Below are 24205 nucleotides of genomic sequence, written 5' to 3' on the forward strand. Positions count from 1 at the left end.
ATATAGTTAAATATATAGCGATAGCCTGTTGTTCTGAAAGCACTGTTTTACCGGGGTGAGAGAATTTTCAGCGCGTTTTCAGCCAGTTGCCGAGTCAGCTCGGTCGCACCCAACTGATGTTTGATACCAACTGCCTGACCTGCCCAGAGGTTGGTAAAGTCACTGCTGCCCTGTTTTTCCGCTTGTGCGCGCAACGGCATCAAGGCACCGCCTGCCAGAGGGAACGCAGGGGCGAGTGGGCTGACGGGGCCAGCTTCGCGCATGATCCGGTTGACGATGCCGCGCGCCGGACGCCCGGTGAAGAGGTTGGTCAGCGCGGTCTGGCTGTCCGTTGCAGTGTGCAGCGCCTGGCGATGCAGTGCACTGACCCTGGCTTCAGGGCAGAACAGATACGCCGTACCTACCTGTACCGCCGAGGCACCCAGAACAAACGCCGCCGCAACCCCGCGGCCATCTGCAATACCACCCGCAGCGATGACCGGAATGCGCACGGCGTCCACTATTTGCGGCACCAGCGCCAGAGTGCCGACCTGAGTGTGCAGTTGATCGCTGAGGAACAGGCCCCGATGACCACCGGCTTCGTAGCCCATGGCGATTACCGCATCGCAGCCATGCTGCTCCAGCCAGACGGCTTCCTCGACCGTGGTCGCCGATGAAATGATCTTTGCCCCGGTGGCTCTGACCCGTTCCAGTAGCGCTCGCTCGGGAAGGCCGAAGTGGAAGCTCACCACCTCCGGCTTCAGGCGCTCGACCAGAGCACAGGTGGCGCTGTCGAAAGGGGCACGGTTGGAGACGGGCGTCGGTGCATCGAAATCGGCCCCCAACTCTTCGTAATAGGGTTTAAGTGCCTGTTTCCAATGCTCAGCGCGTTCGGCATCGTAGGCCGGAGCCTGATGGCAGAAGAAGTTCAGGTTCAGGGGCAGATTGCCGGTATGTTGCCGAAAGGTGGTGACTTCCTGTTCGATTTGCTCAGGGGTCAGCATTGCGCAGGGCAGCGATGCCAGCCCGCCAGCCTTCGCGACAGCAATGGCCATTTGTGATCCGGTGGCTCCGGCCATAGGCGCTTGCAGCACCGGCAGCTCTATAGTTAACAGGTCAATAATGCGGGTGTCCGGCCATTGGCTCATGTGTTTCTCCGGCTTGTATTCGGGCAGTCATGCACAGGGCATTGAGCGCGAGAATAGCGTGAATGGCAAACGGCATTTCCGGCGCAACACATAGACCGCGCGGCGAGGTTGACATAAAAAACGATCGGTCTAATATTCCTGCATGACTCAATTGCCTGTAAAAACCAGACGCCCCGGGCGGCCACCGAAAGTGGACCGCGATAACCTCGAAACCCGCGAGGCACTGTTGCGCCGCGGTCTGGAAGTGCTCACCGAGCAAAGCTTCTCGGCCACCGGGCTGGATTACATCCTCAAGGAAATCGGCATTCCCAAAGGCTCGTTCTATCACTACTTCACCAGCAAGGAAGCGTTCGGCCGGGCGGTACTGGATGAATACGCTCGCTATTTTGCACAGCGGTTGGACCACTGGCTGCTGGACGAAGCGCTTTCACCACTGGAGCGACTGGTCGGTTTTGTCCAGAGCGCCAAGAGCGGCATGGCGCGGCATGATTATCGACGCGGTTGCATGGTCGGCAATCTAGGCCAGGAAGTCGGTCTGTTGCCGGAGGGGTTTCGTGCCGTACTGGAGCAGACGCTGCTGGACTGGCAGTCAAAGCTGGCCTGCTGCCTCAGGGCCGCGCAGGCGCATGGTGAGTTGGCTAGAAGTGCCGATTGCGATGAATTGGCTGCGTTTTTCTGGATCGGCTGGGAAGGGGCGGTGCTCCGCGCCCGGCTGGTCAAAAGCGACACACCACTGAACACGTTTATTGCCGGTTACCTTCGTGGTTTGCCGCAATGACTTTTTCTTCAGGGCTATTTAAAGACGATCAGTCTAAATTGGAGGCGCACATGTTCAAGGGTATTTTGATCGACAAGGATGAGGCAGGTTATCGCGTCAATCTGACCGATATCGACGAAGCACAGTTGCCTGCAGGTGACGTGACGATAAACGTGTCGCACAGCACGCTGAACTATAAGGATGCGCTGGCAATCACCGGCAAAAGCCCTATTGTGCGCAGCTTTCCAATGGTGCCGGGTATTGATCTGGCGGGTACGGTGCAAGCCAGCGATACGCCTGAGTACAAGGTGGGCGACAAGGTTCTGCTCAATGGCTGGGGTGTTGGCGAAGGGCACTGGGGCGGTCTGGCACAGAAGGCGCGGCTCAAGAGCGAATGGCTCATTCCATTGCCGGATGCTTTCACGCCCGCGCAGGCGATGGCCATTGGCACGGCGGGGTATACCGCAATGCTCAGCGTGCTAGCCCTTGAGAAGCACGGTTTGACACCCGACCACGGCGATGTGCTGGTGACCGGTGCCAATGGGGGAGTCGGCAGTTTCGCCATCGCTATTCTTGCCAGGCTTGGCTATCGGGTGATTGCCTCCACCGGGCGTGTTTCGGAAAGCGAATATTTGCATCAACTCGGCGCAGCGCAGGTCGTCGACCGGGCGACCCTGTCGCAGCCGGGGCGACCTTTGGTGAAGGAGCAATGGGCGGCGGCAATCGACTCTGTCGGTAGTCATACGCTGGCCAATGTGTGCGCCGGTATTCGTTATCGCGGCGTAGTCGCGGCCTGCGGTCTGGCGCAGGGTATGGAGTTTCCGGGCTCGGTTGCACCGTTCATTCTGCGCGGCGTCACCCTGGCCGGTATCGACAGCGTTACTCGCCCGCGCGCTGACCGGCTGGAAGCCTGGTCCAGGCTGGCGAGCGACCTGGACCTGGCGCTGCTGCCGCTGATCAGTCGTGAAGTCGGTTTGAGCGAGGTGATCGACATCGCGCCGCAATTGATCGCGGGCCAGATCCGTGGCCGGGTTGTGGTGGACACCGGGCGCTGAGTCGGTCAAAAAACGCTGGGTTCGCCCTTGTCACCTGACTGCGCATGTTCAAGTGCGCGATGAATCCGGGCGGTGCCTAGCCCGGTTTCGCATAATTGCAACGGGATGCAACCGCCAAGTGCTGCGTTGGGTGTCACCAGCCAGCGACCGGCGCGCTCAGGTGTTTCAAGCACGCGAAGGATGTGACTGGCGATCATTGCAAGGCGGTCCAGACGCTCCGAAGCCACGGGGTCCAATGGCTGTTTCTGGCGCTGGCGACGTTCCAGCGTTGAAATTGATGCATTGAACAGCGCCTCCATTTGCCGTGGGCCGAGGGCCAGCGCGTCGCGTACCGCGCGGATCCAGCCGTGCGCAAAGCCTGCCTGAATGTTCGCCAGGCGTTCGGCCTCGCTGCGCTGACTGACCTGATGGGCCAGCAACCAGAAATGCGCAGCCGCGTCGCGACGGCCATGTGCTTTGCTAGCGAGGGGCGGAATCAAGATACGTGCTTGCCTTGAGGGCCGGAAAAGTCGGCCAAGGCTATCCCAGGCAGCGCGTCGTTCAAGCCGCAGGGTGTTACCGATGATTGCCGGGTGGGCTGAAGCTGCTGAGCTGAACGAGCCGCGCCAGAGGTGTCGCACCAGTGCCCTCGTGCTAAAGTCGGCTGCCTGAATACGAATGAAGAGCGCTGCAGCTGTTCGCACGCGCTTGCACCAGAAAAGGCGTCGTTCCACATGCCGCAAGACCCTTATACCGATCAGGACGCACGCATTGTCAGCCAGCCTTCGCTGCCCGACGTCAACAAGCCGCTGCGCCTCTATCTCGACCGCCTGGCACCCTCAAGCCGCCTGACCATGACCTACGTTTTGCAGGACGCGGCAGATCGTCTGGGCATGGCTGACGTCGATATTCATGACATTCCCTGGCACACCCTGCAGCCTGGCCACGTGACCGCACTGGTCGCGACGCTGCGTGAAGACGACTACGCACCCAATACCACCTCGCTGTATGTGAACGCTATTCGCGGTGTGATGAACGAAGCCTGGCGGCACGACCTGATCAGCCACGAGCAATTACTGAAGATTCGCTCGATCAAACCGGTCAGCGGTACGCGTCTGGCCAAGGGCCGTAATATCCGCCGCACGTTGATTCGTGAACTGATGCAAGCCTGTGCTGCGGACCCCAGGCCGCAAGGGCGTCGCGATGCCGCGATCATTGCGATTCTGTACGGTTCGGGAATGCGCAAGTCGGAGTCGGTCAACCTGGACCTGTCACAGATCGATTTCGCCGAGCGCAGCCTGCGGGTGCTGGGCAAAGGCAACAAACAGTTGATCAAATACGCCCCCGAGTGGGCGTTCAAGGCGCTGAACGACTGGCTGGAACTGCGCCGCTCGTGCTTGCAGCCGGGGCAAGGCGATGACCCGTTCCTGTTCAACCGGATTCGCCGCGGCAGTCACATCACCCGCGACAGAATCACTAAACATGCCATTTACTTCATCGCCAAGCAACGCGGGCGGCAGGTGGGGGTGAACATCATGCCTCACGATTTTCGGCGCTCGTTCATCACTCGCGTGATCGAAGAGTTCGATCTGTCGATTGCCCAGAAACTTGCGCATCACACGCATATTTCGACCACCGCCAGTTACGACATGCGCAGCGAGAACGAGCGCCGCAATGTGGTGGACGGGTTTGATCTTTAGGCAAAAAAAAGCCACCTCGCACAAGCGGGGTGGCTTAAAAGATCTAACCAAAGGAGTGATGAAGCAGAGCAGAGATTCACTGGCCTCGCGACGCGGATTCGCGAGGCCGGGAGATATGTTCGTTCATCGCCGACAACGGTAACACCGCCGCCCCTGATTCAATTATCAGCGTTATTGATACCCGTCATTGCCAAAAAACATATGACCCGCACGTGTTCGCGTGGCCAGCCATCTGCAAAATCGATTTCTCACCTCCGAGCTATCCGGCAATTGGATAGCCAACAATTGGCAACAATTTCATGCTTTACCGGACTTGAAACGTACGGGACTGAGCATGGAAAAGTTCGATATACACCGTAAAACCCGCTTCGACTCATTGGTACACGAGTACGGGCTCGATGGCAGTCGTCTGTTGCCTTGGGAAGGCTACCCGATGCCGTTCGCTGGCGGCTGGTGCGTGGTCCGTCCGGGCACCAGCAGCGAAGCGCATACCCAGATCGATCAGGAAATCTTCATTGCCATCAAGGGCAGCGCCCGTCTGGTGGTCGGCGAAAAACAGATGGATTTCGTCGTGGGCGATATCGCCGCGATTCCGAAACACACCAATCATTACGTCATCAATGATTCCGCCGAGGACTTCCACTTCTATGTGGTGTGGTGGGACATGAACTACGTGAATGCTTTCGTGGCTCAGCACAGCGAAACTACGGGGTGCCTCGATGAGTAAGTACATCGTGACCATCACGCCGCCCACCCCGAATGGCGATTTGCACATAGGTCATATCGCCGGCCCGTTTCTGGCCGCTGACGTGTTCACCCGGGTCCAGCGCCAGCGCGGTCACGACTGTGTGCTGGTGTCCTATTCCGACGATTACCAGTCCTACATGCTGCGCAAAGGACTGGAGCAGGGCGTTGATCCGGTCGAGCTGGCCGGGCGTAATTCCGACCGCATCGAAGCGTCGCTGGCGGCGATCAACATCAAACCCGACAACTGGATGCGTCCGCACACCAACCCATGGTTTGCCGAGGCGGTTGGCGAGGTGTTCAACGCGTTGCGTGAAGCGGGCTCGATCGAGTTTCGCGATTCCAGCGAGCCGTACTGCCCCGATTGCGATGTGTGGGGCTACGAGGCATTTGCCCGAGGCAACTGCAATTACTGTGGGGCCGATTCTGATGCCAGCCAGTGCGAGAACTGCGCTCAGGCCCCTGACGCCGAGTTGATGACCAGTCTGCACTGCAAATTGTGCAGGCAGCCGTCGCAATGGAAAAAGGCCCATCGTGCATTTCTGAAGCTGGCTGATTTCAAGCCGCACTTGCGTGATCGTCTGTTGGGCCAGCAATGGCGCAAGCCGCTCGACAACTGGCTACGCGATACGCTGGAGCACTTGCATGACTGGGGCGTAACCCGTCCGGGCGACGGCGGGCTTGACCTGCAGGCCGACGGCTCGTGCCGGGTCCACACCTGGTTCATGGGGCTGGCGGGCTATATGGCGGCATTTCGTGAATATGCCGACAGCGTCGGGCGTCCGGAGCTGTTCCGTCAGTACTGGCAGTCGGGACAGGGCACGCTGGTGCATTTTCTCGGTTTTGACTGCGTGTTCAGCCACGCCATCGTCTACCCGGCGCAGCTGTCGGCGCTGCGCGATATCAAAGTTCGCCAGCGCTTCATGCCCAATCAGTTTCTGAAACTGGACGGCCTGAACCTGTCGACCAGCCGCAATCATGCGATCTGGGTCGGCGATCTGGCCCGTGAAGCCTGTGCCGACAGTGCGCGCCTGTATCTGGCAAGCATCGCACCCGAGCAAAGCGAAGGCGATTTTCGTCTGACGCATTTCCGCGCATGGCGGGAGCAGATATTCGACGAATTTTTTCCCGCGTTGCTGGACGCTGGAAAGCATCGAGATGACAACTGGTGGAGCGGTATCTGTGGGGCCGATGCCGGGCTGTTGGAAGCGTTACGCCTGCAATGGAGCAGGGCTGCAGAGCCTGCGCAGTTCTCTATGAAGGGCATGGCTCAGGTGCTGCTCGACGTCATCGCCATTGCTCGCGCACGTCTGGCCGAAGGTCGGCCCGTCAGCCATCTGGCGGCATTCATCGCAGTGGCTGGCAAGGCGCTGATTCCGGAAATGTCAGCGCAGATCATGACCGCCTTCGGACTGCCCGAAGCGCGGGTCAACGCCACGCTCATGAACGGCTCGGCCGCTGAATACTCCATCTGAACGGATGCACCACATGTTCATCGATTACGAGATAGCGGTCATCGGCGCCGGGATTACCGGCGCCAGTATCGCGGCGAAGCTGTGCAGCGCAGGTGTGTCGGTCGCTCTGATCGACAAGGGCGCAGCCGGCAGCCTGGGGGCGAGCGGTTATTCCGGCGGACTGGTTCGCCTGTACGACAGCGATCCAATGCTGATGGAGCTTGCGGCGTGGTCCATCAGCCTGATGGACGACGGCATTTTCGCGACCACTTACGCAAGCGCGCTGCGACGTACCGGGGTGATCTACCGGACCGCCATGGACCAGCTGGATAATCTGTGCCGGGCTATCGAGCAGCACGGCAGCGAGCGCTACCCGATGCGTCTGCTGGCGGGCCATGAACTCGATGGCGGTCGCTATCCGCACTGCCCGGCAGTTGAGCGGGTCAACCTGTTCGAACCTCGCGCCTGCGTCGGCAATGTACGTCAGGCTGTCGCTGCGCTGTGCCACGTGGTTCGTCAGCAAGGCTTGCTGCTGGAGCATCGCGAGATCAAAGCCATCGACCGTCGTGCTGCGGACCTCGTACATATCGACATGGGGGACGCTACATTGCGTTGTCGGGCCGTAGTGGTGGCTGCGGGTGCCTGGAGTCAGCATCTGGTGCCGCAGGCGGGGCTGGAAGCCCGTTCTATTCCCTTTGCCCGGGTACTGACTGACAGCGATTGGTCAATGCCGGTGATCGATGCGGTTACTCAGAGCTACGCTATACCGCTGACTCGCCATATCGTGCAGGCCGGCTGCGGCAGCCGCGATAACAGCCTCTGGCCAGAGCATCTGGCACAGCCTGATGCGCGGCATGCCGAAGACGCCTGCAAGCGCATTGCCCGGCTGTGCGGTTCGGCAACCCACCCACGTGTGCTGGATGTGCTGCGGGGTTTCGACAGTTACAGCGCCGACGGTCGTCCGCTGCTGGGTTTCTGCGCCGAGCACAGCCCGGTTTATCTGGCCGCAGGCATGTCGGGACTGGGGTTCAAGTTTGCTCCTGGTGTTGCCGGTATCGCTTTCGAGCAACTGCGCAGTCATCTGGCAGGAAAGGACCGGCCGAGCCTCGGCTGGTCGGCATTGTCGCCACGCCGACACATGCCCGCTGCCAGTCTGGCGGGGATACAGCCATGACACCGCTCGCGTCACCTGTGCCGGGTCTGCGGGTCGGGGTCAGCGCACTGTTCGACCCCCACGACACGCCGCACGCGCGGACCTTCATGAGGGCGCTGGCCGTGGCGCGCAATTGCGTACCGGGGCTTGCGCGGGTGCAATGGCACTTTCTCGACGACGGAGCCAACGCCGTTCGCGGGGCCGAAGTGGCGCGGCACATGATCGACTGGAAAGCGGATCTGGTTATTGGCCATTTTTCATCGGACGCCGCCCTTAGCGCCGCCGCGCTGTATCGGCAAGCCGGTATCGCGCTGCTGACACCGGCAGCAACGATTGATTGCCTGACGCTTGAGCACCACAACGCATTCCGTTTCTGCCCCTCGGACAGGCAACTGGCGGGGGATCTGGTGAGCTGGCTGGCGAGCCGTCAATGGCGCCGCGTGCATGTTCAGGCTGATGACAGCGCTCACGGTCAGGCCTTGTGCGTTGCCATCTGCGAAGCACTGGTACGCGCTGGATTGCAGCGCGTCGAAGAGCCTGAACACGCTGATGTCGAGGTATTTGCCGGCCGCCTCAAGCCCAGTCGCGAACACTGGCAGGCGCGACGACAGGCTGGGAGTAACCGCCCGCTGGTGCTGACTGACGACGCTGCCTCGCCGTATCTGGGCTGTGCCGAGGACCAGCTTGGCAAGACGTTCGTCATCGGTTTCGGCACTCCTGATAACCCAGGAAATGGCTGCCATGCCAGCACGTTGCACCAAACGTTTTTCGCTGCCGAGCCACACACCTACTTTCGCGAAAGCCTGCTGATGCTTTACGTGCTGGCTGAACTGGCCAACGGCGGTCTTTGCGCCGGGCAACTGCTGGACGCATTGCAGCACACCACCTTCAACACACCGCTGGGCGCAGTTGGCTTTGATCGGGGCGAGCTGCGAGGCGCGATGACCTGCGTCTGGACCCCGGGCCCCACAGGACTGACCCCCGTCAGCCGATAGCCGCAAGAAAAACCAAGAACACCGTTTCACGCCAACTCTAAGGACAGGAATTTCATGGGTAACTCGACACCACACACGTTGCACTCGGACGCCGTCTGTATCGGCTTTGGTCCCGCCGGCATCGCGCTGGCCTGTGCTTTTGAAGACGCACGGGAGGCCAATGACCCGCTCGGCTCGCTGTCCATCCGCTATCTGGAAGCTGCGCAAGACAGCCAATGGCACCGCGAACTGTTGCTGGCCGGGACTGACATCAACCATCACGTATTTCGCGACCTGGTGACGCCGCGCAACCCGCGCAGCCGCTTTTCCTTCGCCATGTACCTCAAGGAACAGGGGCGGATGTTCGATTTCGGCCTGCTGGGCCGTCCCGCCAGTCGCCATGAATGGTCGGATTATCTGGCCTGGGTTTCCAGGCAAGTGGATAGCCAGACCTGCTTCAACACGCCGGTCACCGGGATTGACCCTGTGCTGCGCAACGGTCGTTTGCATGAAGTACGGGTCTGCACGCCGCAAACCTGCTTCACGACGCGCAATGTCGTGCTGTCCAGCGGCAGCGCACCGCGCATTCCACACGCGTTCGAGGCGCTGCTTGGCCCGACTCTGTTTCACACTTCGCAGTTTCTGACCCGCCTGCAAGCCTTTGGCGAACACTTGCCCAAGCGCTGGCTGGTGCTGGGCTCGGGGCAGAGCGCCAGTGAGTCGGTGCTGGAACTGGTCAGCCGCGATCCTGCTATCGAGGTGCATTCGGTGCATCGCTCTGCCGGTTTCAAGCTCACTCAACTGGGGCAGTTCCCCAACCGGGTGTTCGCCCCGGATCACGTTGATTACTTCCATAGCCTGAGCCCCGCAGCGCGGCAGCGCTTTCTCGACTGGAGCCGTTCGACCAACTACGCCGGGATCGACCCGGATGAAAGTCAGAAGCTGTTTTCGCTGATCTACGAGGACTCCATCGCCGGACGCAAGCGTCTGCAGACCCATGCCTACAGCCTGATCAGTGCCATCGAGCACAGCGCCGAGGGCTACCGGATCGAGCTGACCGACACCTTCAGCCAGCGCACCCAGGTGCTGGAAGTCGATGCCGTTGTGCTCGGCACCGGTTATCAGCAGTACCTGATACCGCCGTTATTGAGTGGTTTGCAGCCATGGTTGAAAGCCGATCTGGATGGCGGCCTGCTGATTGATCGGGATTACCGCGTCGCTATGCAGGGCGAGTGCGACGTGAATATCTGGGTCAACGGTCTTTCCGAACGCAGTCACGGAATCAGCGACAGCCAGTCGTTCTCGCTGATGGCGCTACGCGCCGATCGTATCGCCAATGCGCTTGAGCGGGCTGTAACACCGGCAGCCGAACCTTTGCTGGCACAGTGGAAGTGACCCTTATGTACGATTCTCTTTGCGACATCGTTCACGATCAGACCTTCCTTAAGGTGTCTGGCCTGGGCGCAGACTTTTTCCTGAAAATGGAATCACTCAACCCGGCTGGCTCGATCAAGCTCAAAACCGCCGTAGGGCTGATCAATGACCTTCAGACTCGGGGTTTGCTGGGCCCTGACACGATTCTGATCGAATCTTCGTCGGGCAACCTTGGCGTGGCGCTGGCGATGATCTGCGCTGAGCGGGCGATACCCTTTACCTGCGTGGTCGACCCCAACAGCTCCAGCCATAACGTCCGCATGATGCGCAGCTATGGCGCCGAGGTGATTCAGGTTCAGGCCCCGGACGCCAACGGCGGGTTTCTGGGAACACGCATTGCGCTGATCCGGGAAAAGCTCGCCAGCGACCCGCGATACGTCTGGCTCAATCAATACGAGAATGCGGCCAACCCGCGTGCTCACGCCCGGACTACGGCACGCTCGATCAGCCAGCACTTCGGTCATGTCGACTATCTGTTCGTCGGTGCCGGGACCACCGGCACGCTGATGGGTTGTGTTCAGCATTTTCAGCGGCATCATCCGAGCACCAGAATCATTGCTGTTGACAGCGTCGGTTCGGTGACCTTTGGCACTCCGGCCAGCCGTCGCTTCATACCGGGGCTGGGTACCAGCCAGCATCCGCCGATCTTCAAGGCTGATGGTATTTACGCGCTGGAGATGGTCCCGGAATCCCGTACCGTCGCCATGTGTCGCATTCTGGCGCGCAGCAAGGGCTTGCTGGTTGGCGGGTCCACCGCGACGGTAATCGCTGCGGTACATGCCTGGCGCGAGCGCATCGAGCCGGGTTCGGTGGTCGTGGCATTGTCGCCAGACTGGGGCGAGCGCTATCTGGACACCCTCTACGATGACCAGTGGGTCGAGCAGCGTTTTGGCCGTGAAGTGCTGAACATGACCCTGGCGGATCTTTCCTCACCAGAGGCTGCAACATTTCCGGGAAGCGTGAAAACGCCTTCGGGTGCAGGTGCGCTCGCGCAGGAGCAGTGTTCAACCTTCTGGCTGGCTGCCGAGCGCCTGAAGCAGGCGGCGTTTCATGTGGTCGATGGCGAAGTGGTCGCGCGCCTGCTGGCGGCTGATCCGCTGGCTTGCATCGAGGATGTGCAGGCAGCTTATCTGGCTCACGAGGCCGGGCGCACGATCAACCCCGACAGTTACTTTCTGCGTTTTCCCGAGGCACCGGCCAATCGGATCATTGCCTTGCCCGCCAGCCTGTCCGGCGAGCAGGCAGTCAGTGGCATCAAGTGGATATCCAGCTTTCCGGACAATATCGAGACGGGCCTGCAACGCGCCTCGGCTGTGCTGATCCTCAATGACCCGCTCACCGGCTATGCGTTTGCCTGTCTGGAAGCCTCACGCATAAGCGCCATGCGCACGGCGGCCTCGGCGGTGCTCGGTGCGCGCTGGATGAACCGCCATCAGCGCCACGTCGGACGAATGGCATTCATCGGTGCCGGTTTCATTGCCCGAACCATCCTCGACATGTTCGTCAGCGATGGCTGGACGATGGACGCAATAACCGTCTTCGATCAACACGAGGACTCGGCATCGGCGTTGGTGCAGCATGCCGCCAGTCGACATCGGTTGAACAGCCAGCCAAGCGATTTGCTGACCGCCTTGCAGGCTGACGTGGTGGTGTTCGCTACCACCGCGCCGAGCCCTTATGTGCTGGAACCGTTGTTTCGGCCAGGGCAACTGCTGCTGAACATTTCGTTGCGTGATCTGGGCGCGGACGTTATCGCCCAGGCCAATAACATTCTTGATGACGTTGAGCACTGCCTCAAGGCTCAGACCTCTCCTGACCTCGCCGTGCAGCAGTATCAGGATCGATCGTTCATCACCGGGACGCTGGCACAACTGATGACCGGGCAGGTGGAACTGAGTCCGGATCGGGCCTCGATCTTCTCGCCATTCGGTCTCGGCGTACTGGACCTTGCCGTGGGCCAGCGCGTGTATCGCCAGGCAGTGGCCGAAGGCAGTGCGTTGCCGGTGCCGACGTTCTTCTTTGAGTCGAAGCGCTGGTGATGGCCGTGCAGACGCATACCGTAGCGATTATCGGTCTGGGCTCGCGTGGTTTGAGCATTCTGGAGCAGTTGATCGGCCTCAGTCGCCATGCCGATCGGCCTTTGAATATCGAAGTGTTCGACTCGCAACCACCCGGCAGCGGGCTGCACCATGCGCAGCAGGCGGATTACCTGATGCTCAACACCATGGCCGGCCAGTTATCCGCGTTTTCTTCCGCATTCCCGGCGTGTGCGCCGCCGGGCCCGACCTTTCTGCAATGGTGCGTCAGTCAGGATGTGCGCCTTGACGAGCGCGGCCATGTCAGCACGGACGGGCAGGGCAGAGCGGTGGCGTTTGGCGACTTTTTGCCGCGTGCACTGCTCGGGCGCTACTTGCAGGACAGCTATCGCTTGCTCCTGCAGTGCTGCCCGGCGCATGTGCAGGTGCGCTATCACGCCGAGCAGGTCATGACCTGTGGGCCGCTATTGGAAGCCCCCGGCTTCAGGTTGCACACCCGAAGTCAGGAGATGGATGTCGATGCCGTGTTCCTCACCAGCGGGCATGCCTTTGAAACCGGCGCTCAACGGGAGGTCGGCGATACGGTGGCCATCAAGGGACTGGGACTGACCGCGATGGACACACTGGCCCACCTGACTCAAGGGCGCGGCGGTCGCTACGTGCGGGATGGAGGCTTTGCAGGTTGGCGATATCTGCCGTCTGGACGCGAGCCCAAGGTGTTCCTGTACTCGCGCACAGGGCTGCCGTTTCATGCACGGCCGCAATGGAATGCCTGCAGCCAGCCCCCCTTGCCGAGGCTGTTCTTCACCGCTGCCGCCATAGCTCGTTTGCGCGAGCAAAAGGAGGGCGGGCAACTCGACTTTCGGGCCGATGTGCTGCCGCTGATCAAGGATGAAATGCGCGCCGTATTTTATCAGGCCAGGGTCCGGCTCGATGCGCCAGCGCAGTTGGCATCGGTGCAGCGTCTGCTGAGCGAGTCAACCGCCAGACCGGCAGCGTTTGAGCGGCTGGCCGAGCTGTGGGGTGAATTTGACCCTGAGCAGTGGCTGTTGACCCAACGCTGGTCGGGTGCGCAAGGCGCGTATGGCCAATGGTTCGTCAACTGGATCAAACGGGACCTGGCGCTGAGTCGCCTGGGCACGGCAGGCAGTCCGATCTGCCAGGCACTGGAGGTCTGGCGAGATTATCGCGACCTGTTGCGCCTGATCGCAGATCGCAACGGCCTGACTGAATCGTCGACCCTGGAGTTTTATGGCACATGGGCCGGGTTGAGCAACCGGCTGGTCGGCGGGCCGCAAAAGGAGCGCCAGGAAGATCTGCTGGCGCTGGTCGAGGCTGGCGTCGTGACGATCCTGCCGCCGATGGACGATGTGCAAAGGGCCGATTTTCGCCCCGACAGCATGATTGGCGCGCGGGTCGCCCACGGCGGTCTGTCGGGCAATGGCCCGGGGCTGATCAGTGATTTGTACGAGCAAGGGCTGATTCGCGCTGCGCACGCCTGGCCTGCCGACGGTATTGAAACCGATGAGTCTGCTCGTGCCATTGGCCGCGATGGTTCTGTGCAGCAGCGGCTCTGGGTTCTGGGGCCGGCCGTAGAAGGCTGCACCTTCTACAACCACTACGTGCCCACGCCTGACCCGACCTGCCATGCACTGATCGAAGCGCGCAGGGCGGTCGAGTCATGCCTGGAGACGCTGGGAAAGCACACTTCAATTTGCATCACATTCAAGTTTAATAAAGCTGTTTAACTTATTGATTAAAAAGGAATTACTGATATGTATGAAGTCACTTTACTGACCGCGCTGGCGGGGGCGTTCATCGTGCTGATCATCAGTCCCGGCCCGAACTTCCTGGTAATCACCCAGCTCTCGTTCAGCCAGTCACGGCAGCAGGGCATCTGTGCCGGGCTGGGGGTCGCCTCGGGCAGCATTCTCTGGGCCTTGCTGGCAGCCACCGGGTTAGGGCTTGTGTTTCAGCAGTTGCCGTGGCTGCAGCCGGCGTTGCAATTGCTGGGCGGCGCTTACCTGACATGGCTCGGCGCCAAGAGCCTGCGCAGTGCTGGCAGCCAGCCCAAACCGAGGGACATCGGTGCGCTGGGCATCGGTAGCCTGAGCCGCGCCTATCGGTTTGGCCTGCTGACTAATCTGACCAATCCCAAGGCGTTGGCGTTCTACACCAGCGTGTTCACCACCGTGACCACGCCGGGCATGCCAATGTGGGTGCGCACTGCGGGGGTATCGATCATCGCGGTGCTGGCAATTTCCTGGTTCGTGCTGCTGGCCACGTTGTTTTCGATCCCTGCCGTGCAGGTGCGCTATCAACGGATGAAAAAGACCATCGATATCGTCACCGGTCTTTTCATGATCGCTTTCGGTCTGCGCCTGCTGATCGGTTTGCTGCCCGCCAACTTCTTTTACTGAAATAACCTGCAAGGGACTACGTACATGCACAGCAACGACTGGCACTACCCGACTTCAATCCGTGCAGGCGCTGGACGCGTCAATGAACTGGTCGACGCCTGCCGGAAGACCGGCATAAAACGGCCGTTACTGATTACCGACAGCTTTCTCGGCAGCACCGATATGATCGCCAGCGCCGTGGAGGATTGCCGCAGCCAATTAGGCCATTGCGGCCTGTTTGACCGAGTCAAGGGTAACCCCACCGGCACCAACGTCGCCGAGGGCCTGCACGCCTACAGAACCGGTGGCTACGACGGCGTCATCGCGTTTGGCGGCGGCTCGGCGCTGGACGCTGCCAAAGCGGTGGCGCTGATGTCAGGCCAGACCCGCCCGTTGTGGGATTTCGAAGACATCGGTCAGAACCACCTGCGCGCCGATCCAGACGGTATTGCGCCGGTAGTTGCGCTGCCGACGACGGCTGGCACCGGCTCTGAAGTGGGGCGTGCGTCGGTGATTACCGATGAGCAGGCACAGGTCAAGCGCACCATCCTGCACATTCGCATGATGCCGCGCATCGCGATTCTGGATGCCACGCTGACCCTGAACCTGCCAACGCACCTGACTGCCGCGACGGGTGCGGACGCCTTGACTCACTGCATGGAATCCTGGTGTTCACCGGCCTGGCACCCGATGGCCGAAGCGGTGTCGGTCAAGGGCATGCAGATGATCAAGGAATATTTGCCTCGGGTTGTTGCTGACGGCCAGGACCTGGAGGCGCGGCAGCAGATGCTGGTGGCCTCCAGCCTGGGTGCCGCCGCGTTTCAGCGCGGTCTGGGCGGCGTACACGCGATTGCTCAGAGCCTGGGGGCGCTCTACGACCAGCATCATGGCTTACTGAATGCGATTCTGCTGCCCTACGTGCTGGAGGCCAATCGCTCGGTGCTGCTGGAGCAAATGGATGATCTGGCGGTTTACCTGCGGTTGCCCACGCCCGGTTTTACCGGGGTAATGGACTGGTTACTGGCGCTACGCGAGCAGATCGGCATTGCGCATACGCTGGGCGAAATAGGTATCGACGATCGCGACGCCGAGCGGGTCGGACGCATGGCATTTGCCGACGGCTGCTCGCACACCAATCCGATTCGTCATTCGGCCGAGGCGTATGCGCAGATCTTCAGCCGTGCAGTGAAGGGCCTGTGAGCGATGATTGCCTTGAATGAGCCCGCCGTGCAGCGTGTCGATAAGGTCTGGCAACGCTTCATCGACCAGCGTCGGATCGTTGGCGGGGTGCTGTTGCTGGCCCGGCAGGGACGCCTGGTTTACGCTAGCGCACTCGGCTGGGCAGATCGCGAGCAACAGATTCCGGTCGCTCGCAGTACGCGCTTTCGTCTGGCGTCACTGACCAAGCTGTTGACCTCGGTGCTGGTGTTGCGGCTCTGCGAACTGGGCACCTTGAACCTGCAAGCCTCGGTAACGGACTGGCTGCCAGCCTTTCGCCCACGGCTGGTCAGCGGCCGTGAGCCTGTCATCACACTGCAGCATTTGCTTTCGCACACTTGCGGCTTGAGCTACGGCTTCGAACAAACGCCCGGTAATGCCTATGAGCGGGCAGGGGTGTCGGACGGGCTGGATTGGGTGCCGTTCGATCTACCGGAAAACCTGACCCGGTTGGCGCGCCTGCCACTGTTGTTTGAGCCGGGTAGCGCCTGGGGTTACTCGTTGGGCACTGATGTGCTGGGCGCAGTGATTGAACAGGCCACCGGCATGCCGTTGTCAGAGGCTGTTGCCAAGTGGGTCACCCTGCCTTTACGCATGGATGCGACTTCCTTCAGGCACGACCAGCAACTAACGCTGGCCAGCGCCTACAAGGACAGTGTCAACGGCCCGCAGCGTATCGGTGACAATGATGTGTTGTTGCTCGACAGCGGACAGGCGCGGTTGTCGTCGGCTCGGGCTCGCGACGCAGGCGCATATGAATCTGGCGGGGCAGGCATGCTGGGCACGGCTGATGACTATCTTCGGCTGCTTGAGTGCCTGCGTCTGGGGGGCGCGCCGTTATTGAGCGCCGTCAGTACCGAGCGCTTGCTGAATAACGCGATTGGAAGCATAACCATTGCCAGTCGGGGGCCTGGCTGGAAGTTCGGCCTGGGGCCGATGATTCTTGCCGATCCCGCTGCGGTGCGGGGGCAGCAACAGGGTGTCGGGACCTGGTCGTGGTGCGGCTTGTATGGCAGTCATTACTGGGTTGATCCGGTTTCTGCGCTCAGCATGGTCGTCCTGACCAACACGGCTGTTGCGGGCGCGTGGGGTGAGTTTGCCGATACGCTTGTCGATGCGGTCTACGCCAGGCCCGAGGTCACGCCCGGGCAAACTGCTTGCGATAGCTGCTCGGGCTGATGCCCACCAGATTGCGGAAGTGTCGGCGAAAAGACTCTTCGGAGCCGAAACCGGCGCGGTCCACCACCTCGTTGAGACGCAGCTTCGAGGATTCCAGCAATTCCTTGGCGTAGGCAATGCGCTCGCCGAGCAGCCAGTCGTAAGGCGTAAGGCCGGTACTTTCCATAAAGCTGCGGTGCAAGGTGCGGGTACTGAGCGCCGCCCTTGAGGCCATTTCCTTGATGGTGTGAGGGCGCTGCAGATCGCTGCGGATCCAGTCCATCAGGTTGGAAATCGGCCCGTCGCTGGCCGACACCAGTTGCCGGGACGCATATTGCGATTGCCCGCCTTCGCGATGAGGCGGGATGACCATGCGCTGCGCCACCATGTTGGCAACGCGCGAGCCGTGATCGTTGCGCACCAGGTGCAGCATCATGTCCAGCCCTGCGGCCGAGCCCGCAGCTGTCACGATAGTGCCTTGGTCCACATACAGTTCGTTGGGTTGAATGGTCAGGCCCGGATACATGGTTGCCAGCAGGTCGGTGTAGCGCCAGTGGGTGGTGACCTTGTGCCCGTCGAGCAAACCGGCCGCGGCCAGAACGAAAGCGCCTGTACAGATCGAGCAGATCCGCGCGCCGCGTGCATGAGCAGCCTGGAGCTGTTCGATGAGCCGCTGCGGAACTGCGGACTCCACTCCGCGCCAGCCTGGCACGATGATTGTATCGGCATTCTCCAGCAGTACTTCGCCAGGCGTTGGCACGATGGTAATGCCCCCGGCGGCGGTGATTGGCCCATCGTCGACCGGGAAGGTCGCGAATTCGTACCAGTTGACCCCCAGTTCAGGTCTTTTCAGCGCAAATACTTCGACCGTGCAGCCAAATTCGAAGGTGCACAACTGGTTGTAGATGAGTGCGACAACGAGATGATTTTTCATGGCGCGATGTTACCGGATATTGGCATTTCAGCCAGTAGTTTGGCGTGATGCTACTGGGTAATCTGCACCCTGTCACCGCTTGAAACTGCTTAAACCTTAATATGATGCAAGTGGTCTGCCATGCAGGCCCTGGAGCCAACTCGTGCCACTCAATATCGGTATCTACGTTTATGACGACGTCGAGGTTCTCGACTTCGCTGGCCCCTACGAAGTGTTCACCACCGCAACACGCATGCATGCTCGCAACAGCCGCGATGACCGGCAGTTGTTCAATGTGTTCACCATCGGGCGCAGCACCGCACCAGTGCGTGCCCGCGCCGGGCTCAAGGTCGATCCGGACTTTTCGATCAACGACCATCCGGCCATCGACTGCCTGATCGTCCCGGGCGGGGTCGTGACTGCCGAACTGGAAAAACCCGACGTGATTCACTGGATCAGCGATCAGTCAGAACCCGGGCGCGTTGTGGCTGCCGTGTGCACCGGTGCTTTTCTGTTGGCCAGGACCGGCAAGCTGGCAGGCAAGCAAGTAACCACGCACTGGGAAGACATTGACGACCTCAAGGAAATGTTCCCTTCGGTAGACGTGCTCAGCACCCTGCGCTGGGTCGACGAGGGCTCATTTGTGACATCGGCAGGTATCTCCGCCGGTATCGACATGAGCCTTCACCTGGTAGAGCGCCTGCACAGTCGTGAATTGGCCGAACGCACGGCGCTGCAAATGGATTTCGACTGGACCGAGAACGACTGAGCCACTCAGTTCCGCTGCGGATACCCCTGAAGACGCCGTGCACCCGAAATGTGCATAGCCACGCCTTCAACCTGATAGCCAGCGTTCGCTTTACCCCCGCTTGAGACATTTATTCGAACGGCCGATATCCCGGCCAGTTCGGTGTTTCAGCGGGGGTTTCCTGTATTCCCGAGCCTTCGGCTCAGCGGCAGGGCCGCACCCACCTTTGCAAAACCAGAGTGCAGGACACATGAAAACCCATTTCTTCAAAGTCGTTCAAACCGTTGCCCAGCACGGTTCGTTCTCGGAGGCCGCAGCCATTCTGGGCTGCAGCCAGTCGAACATCAGCTATGCCATCAAGGAAGTCGAAGACTTCTTTGAAAAACGCCTGTTCATTCGCAGCCGTACGGGCTGCACCCTCACCCCTGAAGGCAAGGTCATCAACCAGACCCTCGGAAACATCATGGCCACACTCGAACAACTAAAAAAAATGGGGTCAGCGGCAGCGTAACCATTCATTACCACTCGCATATCCTCGAGACCAGCCTGAGCGCCTCGCTGGACTTTCTCGCCCATCACTACCCCGATATTCACTTGAACGTGCTGCACCGCTCCGAACAACACCCCTCGCTGGACGCGTTGATAAAGGAAGTAGCCGACATCCTCATCCTGCCCGGTACTGTCCTGAATGAGCATTATCTCGAGCATCATTGCTGGTCGGACCATTACGTGCTGGTGGCGGCGCGCAGCAAACAGGTAACGCCGCAAAGCTTCGCCGAGCTTTCGCAGGCGTCACGTTACGTGGCCTGGCGGCATCCTGGGGTCGAGCGTTTGCACCAGCAACTGGCATCGGCGCAGGTGCGGCTCAGTCAACGCGGCGAACTGACCTGTCTGGACACACTTCTGGATCTGGTCGCCAAGCGCCATTGCATTTCGATTCTGCCCAGGGCGTTGCTGAACGGGCGCTTCCGTGAGCTGGAGTCGATTCCGCTGCCGCTGACCGTGATGCGGCACATCAGTGTGGTGGCGCGGCCGGCCTCGCTGCTTTCCAATGCCGCCAATGCGGTGATTCAGGCACTGAAAAAGCCTCCTGTTGCCATCCCTCAACCTTATTGATGCCGCAAAACTTCGTCATAGCACGGTCGGCGAGCGTCAGACCGCGACATGAATGCAACGAATCGGGCCCTGTGGGCTCATATCCGTAAGCAATACATTCAGGGCGCTCCGCCTGCGGAGCGTCTCAGGTCGCCGATTCGAGAGGAAGACTGGACGCTATGACGATACCGGACAAGCAGTACGTGGACTGGCTGGTCGAGCAATCGATGCTTAATGCCGCAAGACAGCGCGCCAAGACCTATTCGGGGCAGGGCAGGCTCTGGCAGCGTCCTTTCGCCCTTGCACGTCCCAGAGATGCATCCGCCATTGCGTCAGTCTGGTTCACCGCCTATCCGGCTTCTATCGTCACTCGCGAAGGTGGCTCGGTGCTGGAAGCGCTGGGTGATGAAACCCTGTGGCACGCGCTGTCGGAGATCGGCATTCAGGGCATTCACAACGGCCCGCTGAAGCTGTCCGGCGGGCTGAAAGGCCGCGAGCGGACTCCGAGTATCGATGGCAACTTCGACCGCATCAGTTTCGGCATCGACCCTGATCTGGGCACCGAAGCACAACTGTTGAGCCTGTCGCGCATCGCTGCAGCGCACAACGCGGTGATCATCGATGACATCATCCCGTCGCACACCGGCAAGGGCGCAGACTTCCGTCTTGCCGAGCTGGCGTACGAGGATTACCCCGGCCTGTTCCACATGGTCGAGATCCGTGAGGAAGACTGGCCGCTGTTACCTGAAGTGCCGACCGGTCGCGACGCAGTCAACCTGATGCCCGATGTGGTCGATCAGTTACGCGACAAGCATTACATCGTCGGTCAGTTGCAACGGGTGATTTTCTTCGAGCCTGGCGTCAAGGAAACCGACTGGAGCGCCACCGACGTGGTGCATGGCGTCGATGGCAAGGCTCGCCGCTGGGTCTATCTGCATTATTTCAAGGACGGTCAGCCTTCATTGAACTGGCTGGACCCAAGTTTTGCCGCGCAGCAGATGATCATCGGTGACGCGCTGCATGCCATTGATGTGATGGGCGCGCGAGTACTGCGTCTGGACGCCAACGGCTTCCTTGGTGTCGAGCGTCGCGCCGAAGGCACTGCCTGGTCGGAAAGCCACCCGCTGTCGATCACCGGTAACCAGCTACTGGCCGGTGCGATCCGCAAGGCAGGCGGTTTCAGCTTCCAGGAACTCAACCTGACCATCGATGACATCGCGTCCATGGGGCAGGGCGGCGCTGACCTGTCCTACGACTTCATCACGCGACCGGCCTATCAGCACGCACTGTTGACCGGCACCACCGAGTTCCTGCGCTTGATGCTGCGTCAGGTGCATGCGTACGGCATCGATCCGGCATCGCTGATCCATGCCTTGCAGAACCACGATGAGCTGACTCTGGAACTGGTGCATTTCTGGACGCTGCACGCTCATGACACCTTCCATTACCAGGGGCAGACGTTCCCGGGCAATATCCTGCGCGAGCACATCCGTGAAGAGATGTACGAGAAGTTGTCCGGTGAACACGCGCCGTACAACCTCAAGTTCGTCACCAATGGTGTCTCCTGCACGACGGCCAGCATCATCACCGCGGCGCTGGGCATTCGTGATCTGAGCACGATCAGCGATGCAGACATTCAGCAGATCCAGCACATCCACCTGCTGCTGGTGATGTACAACGCCATGCAGCCGGGCGTGTTTGCCTTGTCGGGCTGGGACCTGGTCGGCGCCTTGACGCTGCCGGCCGAGCAGGTCGACCACCTGATGCAGGACGGTGATACTCGCTGGGTTCATCGGGGTGCCTACGATCTGGTGGATCTGGACCCGGAAGCTGAATTTTCTGCTGGTGACATGCCGCGTCCGAAGACGCTGTATGGCAGCCTGGTCAGTCAGCTCCAGCGACCTGATTCGTTTGCCTCGCAGCTCAAGAAAATTCTTGCTGTGCGCCGCGCCTACGACATTGCAGCAAGCCGCCAGATTCTGATTCCCGACGTCGAGCATCCAGGGCTGTTGGTCATGGTGCATGAGTTGCCTGCCGGCAAGGGCACGCAGATCACCGCGCTCAACTTCAGCTCAGAGACTATTGTCGAAACGCTGCACCTGCCTGGCATCGCGCCGGGTCCGGTGGTCGATATCATCAACGAGCGGGTCGAGGGCGATCTGACCGATCAGGGCGAGTTCACCATCACGCTGGATGCCTACGAAGGGCTTGCCCTGCGTGTGGTGAGCACCTTGCCGATCTAGGCGCCCCCTGGCTGCTGTTTCTTCAGACGATAGGCGAACTGGGCGCGACTCAGGCCCAGTAAACGCGAGGCGGCCGCCAGGTTGCCTTCGCTCTCGTCCAGCGCTTCGTGGATCAGGCGCTGTTCGAGGTCGTCGATGGAGAATGCCTGGCCTGACTGCCCCAAAGTGTCCAGCAGTCTGGCAGTCGAGGACTGCCGGGTTTCTGAAACAGAGGTCTGCCGCAACGTGCCCTCGGGGTTCAACGAGTAGGAGTCCTCCGGTAACGACTCGTTGCGGAAGATATGCACCAGATCAATCGCCTGGCCCTCGTCGCTGGCAATCAACCCACGCTCGATCAGGTTCTGCAGCTCGCGCACATTCCCGGCGAAGTCATAACGCAGCAAAGTCTTCAATGCTCGCATGGTCAAGCCGGCCGGCGTCCTGCCGTACTCCTGACAGAATCTTTTGAGAAAGGCGTTGATCAGCAGCGGAATGTCATCGCGGCGTTCGCGCAATGGGGGCAGGGTGATCGGGTAAACATTCAGGCGGTAGAACAGGTCCTCGCGGAACTCGCCATCGGCCACCGCCTTGCGCAAGTCGACGTTGGTCGCCGCCACCACCCGAACATTGACCTTGATACCGTGGCCGCCCCCGACGCGTTCGATCTCCCGCTCTTGCAGGGCGCGCAGCAGTTTGCTTTGCCCGGCCAGGCTCAGGGAGGTAATTTCATCCAGAAACAGCGTGCCGCCATTGGCGCGCTCGAAACGCCCGGGCCTTGAGTGCGTCGCCCCGGTGTATGCCCCACGCTCGACACCGAACAGCTCGGCTTCGATCAGGTTATCGGGAATGGCTGCGCAGTTGAGCGCCACGAACGGGCCTTCGCGGTTGCGGCTGAGCTGGTGCAACTGGCGAGCGAACATTTCCTTGCCGACGCCGGATTCTCCGCTGATCAGTACCGTTGCCGGGGTCATTGCCACACGCTGCAGTGCCTGGGTGGCGGCGTTGAATGCGGCGCTGGCACCAATCAGCGGCTGCTCGGTGCCGGTGGGCGGACTTGTGTCATGATTCGCTTTTGCCAGTGGAGGAGTTTGTTCAGGGGCAGTTGGTTTGACCACGCTCAGGTAGCCCAGGTCGCGTTCGACGTCGCCCCATTGTTCCGCGGTCTTGCCAACGACCCGGCAGTTCGCGTGGCCCATGCCGCGGCACTCCACTTCGCGGAAGACCACCATCTGCCCGAACAGGCCGCTGACAAAACCGGTGGCGTAGCCGATTTCGGTCCAGCACACCGAATCCTGCCCGATGCCATATGCCGCAACATGCTCGTCGGCTTCGCAGGAGTGGTGCCAGAGAAACTCCCCTTCGTAGAACCCGGACTCGGCGTCGAACTTGAAGTGCAACGGCTCGACCTTGGTCATGCCTTCCAGCGTGTGCAAGTGCGTACCGGCACGAAACGCCGATGTTGCATTAGCCAGTGGCCAGCGTTCGCGAATCAGCCGGGCGTCGCGCGCGCCAGACAGATAACCGGCGCGGGTGAACATTCCGCGCGCCTGCTCCTGCCCCAGACGCTCGATGATCTCGCGGCGCAAGGTGCCGAATGATGAGGTGTGCAGCAGCAACATGCGCTGATCGTTGAGCCAGATGCGCCCATCGTCAGGCGAGAAGAACAGGCAACCGGTCAATTCCTCGGCGGTCGGCGAGCCACTGGCGTCTGGCTGACTGCTGTCGCCCCGAGGCAGGAAGTGCTCAGTGGAGACGCTGTGGTCGGGAAGCTCGCAGTGAGGAATTCTCATTCTTGTACCTCGGCCCGGCATTGGTCTAAATGATCAATTTATGACTCGGTTAATAAACATAACTTTATCAAATGAACAAGCTCGGCCGCGCAGTATTTCCGGTCCTTGATGTTTGCTCCGTTAATGAGGTTGCCGAAAAGTCTTGTTCCAGAGCGGTTGAGCGGCTATATGACAACCTGATTGCAATCCCGGCACAGGCTTTGCTCAAGCCTGTTTACGGCGCGTGCTGTCCATTGGAGTGGAGCAGGC

Annotated in this window: 21 protein-coding genes; 17 read left to right on the forward strand and 4 right to left on the reverse strand. The window is 60.6% G+C overall.

The window, feature by feature from the left end; genetic code table 11:
* Positions 1-47 precede the first annotated feature (47 nt).
* Complete coding sequence (locus RYC18_RS11105) at positions 48-1127, reverse strand: NAD(P)H-dependent flavin oxidoreductase (RefSeq protein ID WP_016981563.1); 1080 nt, start codon at positions 1125-1127, stop codon at positions 48-50.
* Positions 1128-1269: 142 nt separating this feature from the next.
* On the opposite strand from RYC18_RS11105, the gene RYC18_RS11110 reads away from it, so the two are divergent.
* Positions 1270-1905, forward strand: a complete 636-nt coding sequence (locus tag RYC18_RS11110) for a TetR/AcrR family transcriptional regulator (RefSeq protein ID WP_016981564.1) — start codon at positions 1270-1272, stop codon at positions 1903-1905.
* 50 nt (positions 1906-1955) lie between these two features.
* Complete coding sequence (locus RYC18_RS11115; protein WP_016981565.1) at positions 1956-2939, forward strand: MDR family oxidoreductase; 984 nt, start codon at positions 1956-1958, stop codon at positions 2937-2939.
* A 5-nt stretch (positions 2940-2944) separates the two neighbouring features.
* On the opposite strand, the gene RYC18_RS11120 is transcribed toward RYC18_RS11115, so the two are convergent.
* Entirely contained in the window at positions 2945-3418 is a 474-nt protein-coding gene (locus RYC18_RS11120) for an antitoxin Xre-like helix-turn-helix domain-containing protein (RefSeq protein WP_016981566.1), read from the reverse strand.
* A 234-nt stretch (positions 3419-3652) separates the two neighbouring features.
* On the opposite strand from RYC18_RS11120, the gene xerC reads away from it, so the two are divergent.
* The 11 genes from xerC to RYC18_RS11175 all read left to right on the forward strand — a co-directional run bounded on the left by xerC (position 3653) and on the right by RYC18_RS11175 (position 17209).
* Positions 3653-4618, forward strand: coding sequence for a tyrosine recombinase XerC (gene xerC, locus RYC18_RS11125; protein ID WP_005743777.1), 966 nt, complete (start codon positions 3653-3655; stop codon positions 4616-4618).
* Between the two features lie 334 nt (positions 4619-4952).
* Positions 4953-5345 carry a cupin domain-containing protein gene (locus tag RYC18_RS11130; RefSeq protein WP_002553433.1) on the forward strand — a complete coding sequence of 131 codons (393 nt, stop codon included), beginning with the start codon at positions 4953-4955 and terminating at the stop codon, positions 5343-5345.
* The gene (locus RYC18_RS11135; RefSeq protein WP_316885953.1) at positions 5338-6837 is read left to right on the forward strand and encodes a methionine--tRNA ligase; all 1500 of its coding nucleotides are present in this window, start codon (positions 5338-5340) and stop codon (positions 6835-6837) included. The genes RYC18_RS11130 and RYC18_RS11135 overlap by 8 nt, the downstream gene beginning before the upstream one ends.
* 13 nt (positions 6838-6850) lie before the next feature.
* Positions 6851-7990, forward strand: a complete 1140-nt coding sequence (locus RYC18_RS11140) for an FAD-dependent oxidoreductase (protein WP_316885955.1) — start codon at positions 6851-6853, stop codon at positions 7988-7990.
* Entirely contained in the window at positions 7987-8964 is a 978-nt protein-coding gene (locus RYC18_RS11145; RefSeq protein WP_316885957.1) for an ABC transporter substrate-binding protein, read from the forward strand. Before RYC18_RS11140 ends, RYC18_RS11145 begins: the two co-directional genes overlap by 4 nt.
* A gap of 54 nt (positions 8965-9018) precedes the next feature.
* A complete protein-coding gene (locus RYC18_RS11150) occupies positions 9019-10338 on the forward strand; it encodes a lysine N(6)-hydroxylase/L-ornithine N(5)-oxygenase family protein (protein ID WP_316885959.1) in 1320 nt (439 codons plus the stop codon).
* A 5-nt stretch (positions 10339-10343) separates the two neighbouring features.
* A complete protein-coding gene (gene sbnB, locus RYC18_RS11155; RefSeq protein WP_316885961.1) occupies positions 10344-12416 on the forward strand; it encodes a 2,3-diaminopropionate biosynthesis protein SbnB in 2073 nt (690 codons plus the stop codon).
* The gene (locus RYC18_RS11160) at positions 12416-14161 is read left to right on the forward strand and encodes an FAD/NAD(P)-binding protein (RefSeq protein ID WP_316885963.1); all 1746 of its coding nucleotides are present in this window, start codon (positions 12416-12418) and stop codon (positions 14159-14161) included. The genes sbnB and RYC18_RS11160 overlap by 1 nt, the downstream gene beginning before the upstream one ends.
* 27 nt (positions 14162-14188) lie before the next feature.
* Positions 14189-14833, forward strand: a complete 645-nt coding sequence (locus RYC18_RS11165) for a LysE family transporter (protein ID WP_011168571.1) — start codon at positions 14189-14191, stop codon at positions 14831-14833.
* A gap of 24 nt (positions 14834-14857) precedes the next feature.
* A complete protein-coding gene (locus RYC18_RS11170) occupies positions 14858-16012 on the forward strand; it encodes an iron-containing alcohol dehydrogenase (RefSeq protein ID WP_316885969.1) in 1155 nt (384 codons plus the stop codon).
* A 3-nt stretch (positions 16013-16015) separates the two neighbouring features.
* Positions 16016-17209: a serine hydrolase domain-containing protein gene (locus tag RYC18_RS11175; RefSeq protein WP_005743767.1), complete on the forward strand. Its 1194-nt coding sequence runs from the start codon at positions 16016-16018 to the stop codon at positions 17207-17209.
* Here RYC18_RS11175 and ftrA read toward each other — a convergent pair.
* Positions 17169-18122: a transcriptional regulator FtrA gene (gene ftrA, locus RYC18_RS11180; RefSeq protein WP_002553443.1), complete on the reverse strand. Its 954-nt coding sequence runs from the start codon at positions 18120-18122 to the stop codon at positions 17169-17171. The genes RYC18_RS11175 and ftrA overlap by 41 nt on opposite strands.
* A 142-nt stretch (positions 18123-18264) precedes the next feature.
* Here ftrA and RYC18_RS11185 point away from each other — a divergent pair, with 142 nt between their 5' ends.
* The 4 genes from RYC18_RS11185 (at position 18265) to treS (ending at position 22187) form a co-directional block, all read left to right on the forward strand.
* Entirely contained in the window at positions 18265-18870 is a 606-nt protein-coding gene (locus tag RYC18_RS11185; RefSeq protein ID WP_005734627.1) for a DJ-1/PfpI family protein, read from the forward strand.
* 229 nt (positions 18871-19099) lie between these two features.
* Positions 19100-19360 carry a LysR family transcriptional regulator gene (locus RYC18_RS11190; RefSeq protein ID WP_002553444.1) on the forward strand — a complete coding sequence of 87 codons (261 nt, stop codon included), beginning with the start codon at positions 19100-19102 and terminating at the stop codon, positions 19358-19360.
* Between the two features lie 35 nt (positions 19361-19395).
* A complete protein-coding gene (locus RYC18_RS11195; protein WP_232288558.1) occupies positions 19396-19965 on the forward strand; it encodes a LysR substrate-binding domain-containing protein in 570 nt (189 codons plus the stop codon).
* 158 nt (positions 19966-20123) lie between these two features.
* The gene (treS, locus tag RYC18_RS11200) at positions 20124-22187 is read left to right on the forward strand and encodes a maltose alpha-D-glucosyltransferase (protein ID WP_057402532.1); all 2064 of its coding nucleotides are present in this window, start codon (positions 20124-20126) and stop codon (positions 22185-22187) included.
* Here the strand turns inward: treS and RYC18_RS11205 are convergent.
* On the reverse strand, positions 22184-23956 hold the full coding sequence (locus RYC18_RS11205; RefSeq protein WP_005743764.1) for a sigma-54-dependent Fis family transcriptional regulator: 1773 nt from the start codon (positions 23954-23956) through the stop codon (positions 22184-22186). The genes treS and RYC18_RS11205 overlap by 4 nt on opposite strands.
* Between the last annotated feature and the right edge of the window lie 249 nt (positions 23957-24205).

The organism is Pseudomonas syringae group sp. 247E2 (genome assembly GCF_032587795.1).
Lineage (GTDB): Bacteria > Pseudomonadota > Gammaproteobacteria > Pseudomonadales > Pseudomonadaceae > Aquipseudomonas > Aquipseudomonas amygdali.

Excerpts from the sequence above, each read along its gene's own strand:
- RYC18_RS11105 (WP_016981563.1), bottom strand. The coding sequence starts at position 1,127 with ATGAGCCAATGGCCGGACACCCGCATTATTGACCTGTTAACTATAGAG.
- RYC18_RS11110 (WP_016981564.1), top strand. The coding sequence starts at position 1,270 with ATGACTCAATTGCCTGTAAAAACCAGACGCCCCGGGCGGCCACCGAAA.
- RYC18_RS11115 (WP_016981565.1), top strand. The coding sequence starts at position 1,956 with ATGTTCAAGGGTATTTTGATCGACAAGGATGAGGCAGGTTATCGCGTC.
- xerC (WP_005743777.1), top strand. The coding sequence starts at position 3,653 with ATGCCGCAAGACCCTTATACCGATCAGGACGCACGCATTGTCAGCCAG.
- RYC18_RS11130 (WP_002553433.1), top strand. The coding sequence starts at position 4,953 with ATGGAAAAGTTCGATATACACCGTAAAACCCGCTTCGACTCATTGGTA.
- RYC18_RS11135 (WP_316885953.1), top strand. The coding sequence starts at position 5,338 with ATGAGTAAGTACATCGTGACCATCACGCCGCCCACCCCGAATGGCGAT.
- RYC18_RS11140 (WP_316885955.1), top strand. The coding sequence starts at position 6,851 with ATGTTCATCGATTACGAGATAGCGGTCATCGGCGCCGGGATTACCGGC.
- RYC18_RS11145 (WP_316885957.1), top strand. The coding sequence starts at position 7,987 with ATGACACCGCTCGCGTCACCTGTGCCGGGTCTGCGGGTCGGGGTCAGC.
- RYC18_RS11150 (WP_316885959.1), top strand. The coding sequence starts at position 9,019 with ATGGGTAACTCGACACCACACACGTTGCACTCGGACGCCGTCTGTATC.
- sbnB (WP_316885961.1), top strand. The coding sequence starts at position 10,344 with ATGTACGATTCTCTTTGCGACATCGTTCACGATCAGACCTTCCTTAAG.
- RYC18_RS11160 (WP_316885963.1), top strand. The coding sequence starts at position 12,416 with ATGGCCGTGCAGACGCATACCGTAGCGATTATCGGTCTGGGCTCGCGT.
- RYC18_RS11165 (WP_011168571.1), top strand. The coding sequence starts at position 14,189 with ATGTATGAAGTCACTTTACTGACCGCGCTGGCGGGGGCGTTCATCGTG.
- RYC18_RS11170 (WP_316885969.1), top strand. The coding sequence starts at position 14,858 with ATGCACAGCAACGACTGGCACTACCCGACTTCAATCCGTGCAGGCGCT.
- RYC18_RS11175 (WP_005743767.1), top strand. The coding sequence starts at position 16,016 with ATGATTGCCTTGAATGAGCCCGCCGTGCAGCGTGTCGATAAGGTCTGG.
- ftrA (WP_002553443.1), bottom strand. The coding sequence starts at position 18,122 with ATGAAAAATCATCTCGTTGTCGCACTCATCTACAACCAGTTGTGCACC.
- RYC18_RS11190 (WP_002553444.1), top strand. The coding sequence starts at position 19,100 with ATGAAAACCCATTTCTTCAAAGTCGTTCAAACCGTTGCCCAGCACGGT.
- treS (WP_057402532.1), top strand. The coding sequence starts at position 20,124 with ATGACGATACCGGACAAGCAGTACGTGGACTGGCTGGTCGAGCAATCG.
- RYC18_RS11205 (WP_005743764.1), bottom strand. The coding sequence starts at position 23,956 with ATGAGAATTCCTCACTGCGAGCTTCCCGACCACAGCGTCTCCACTGAG.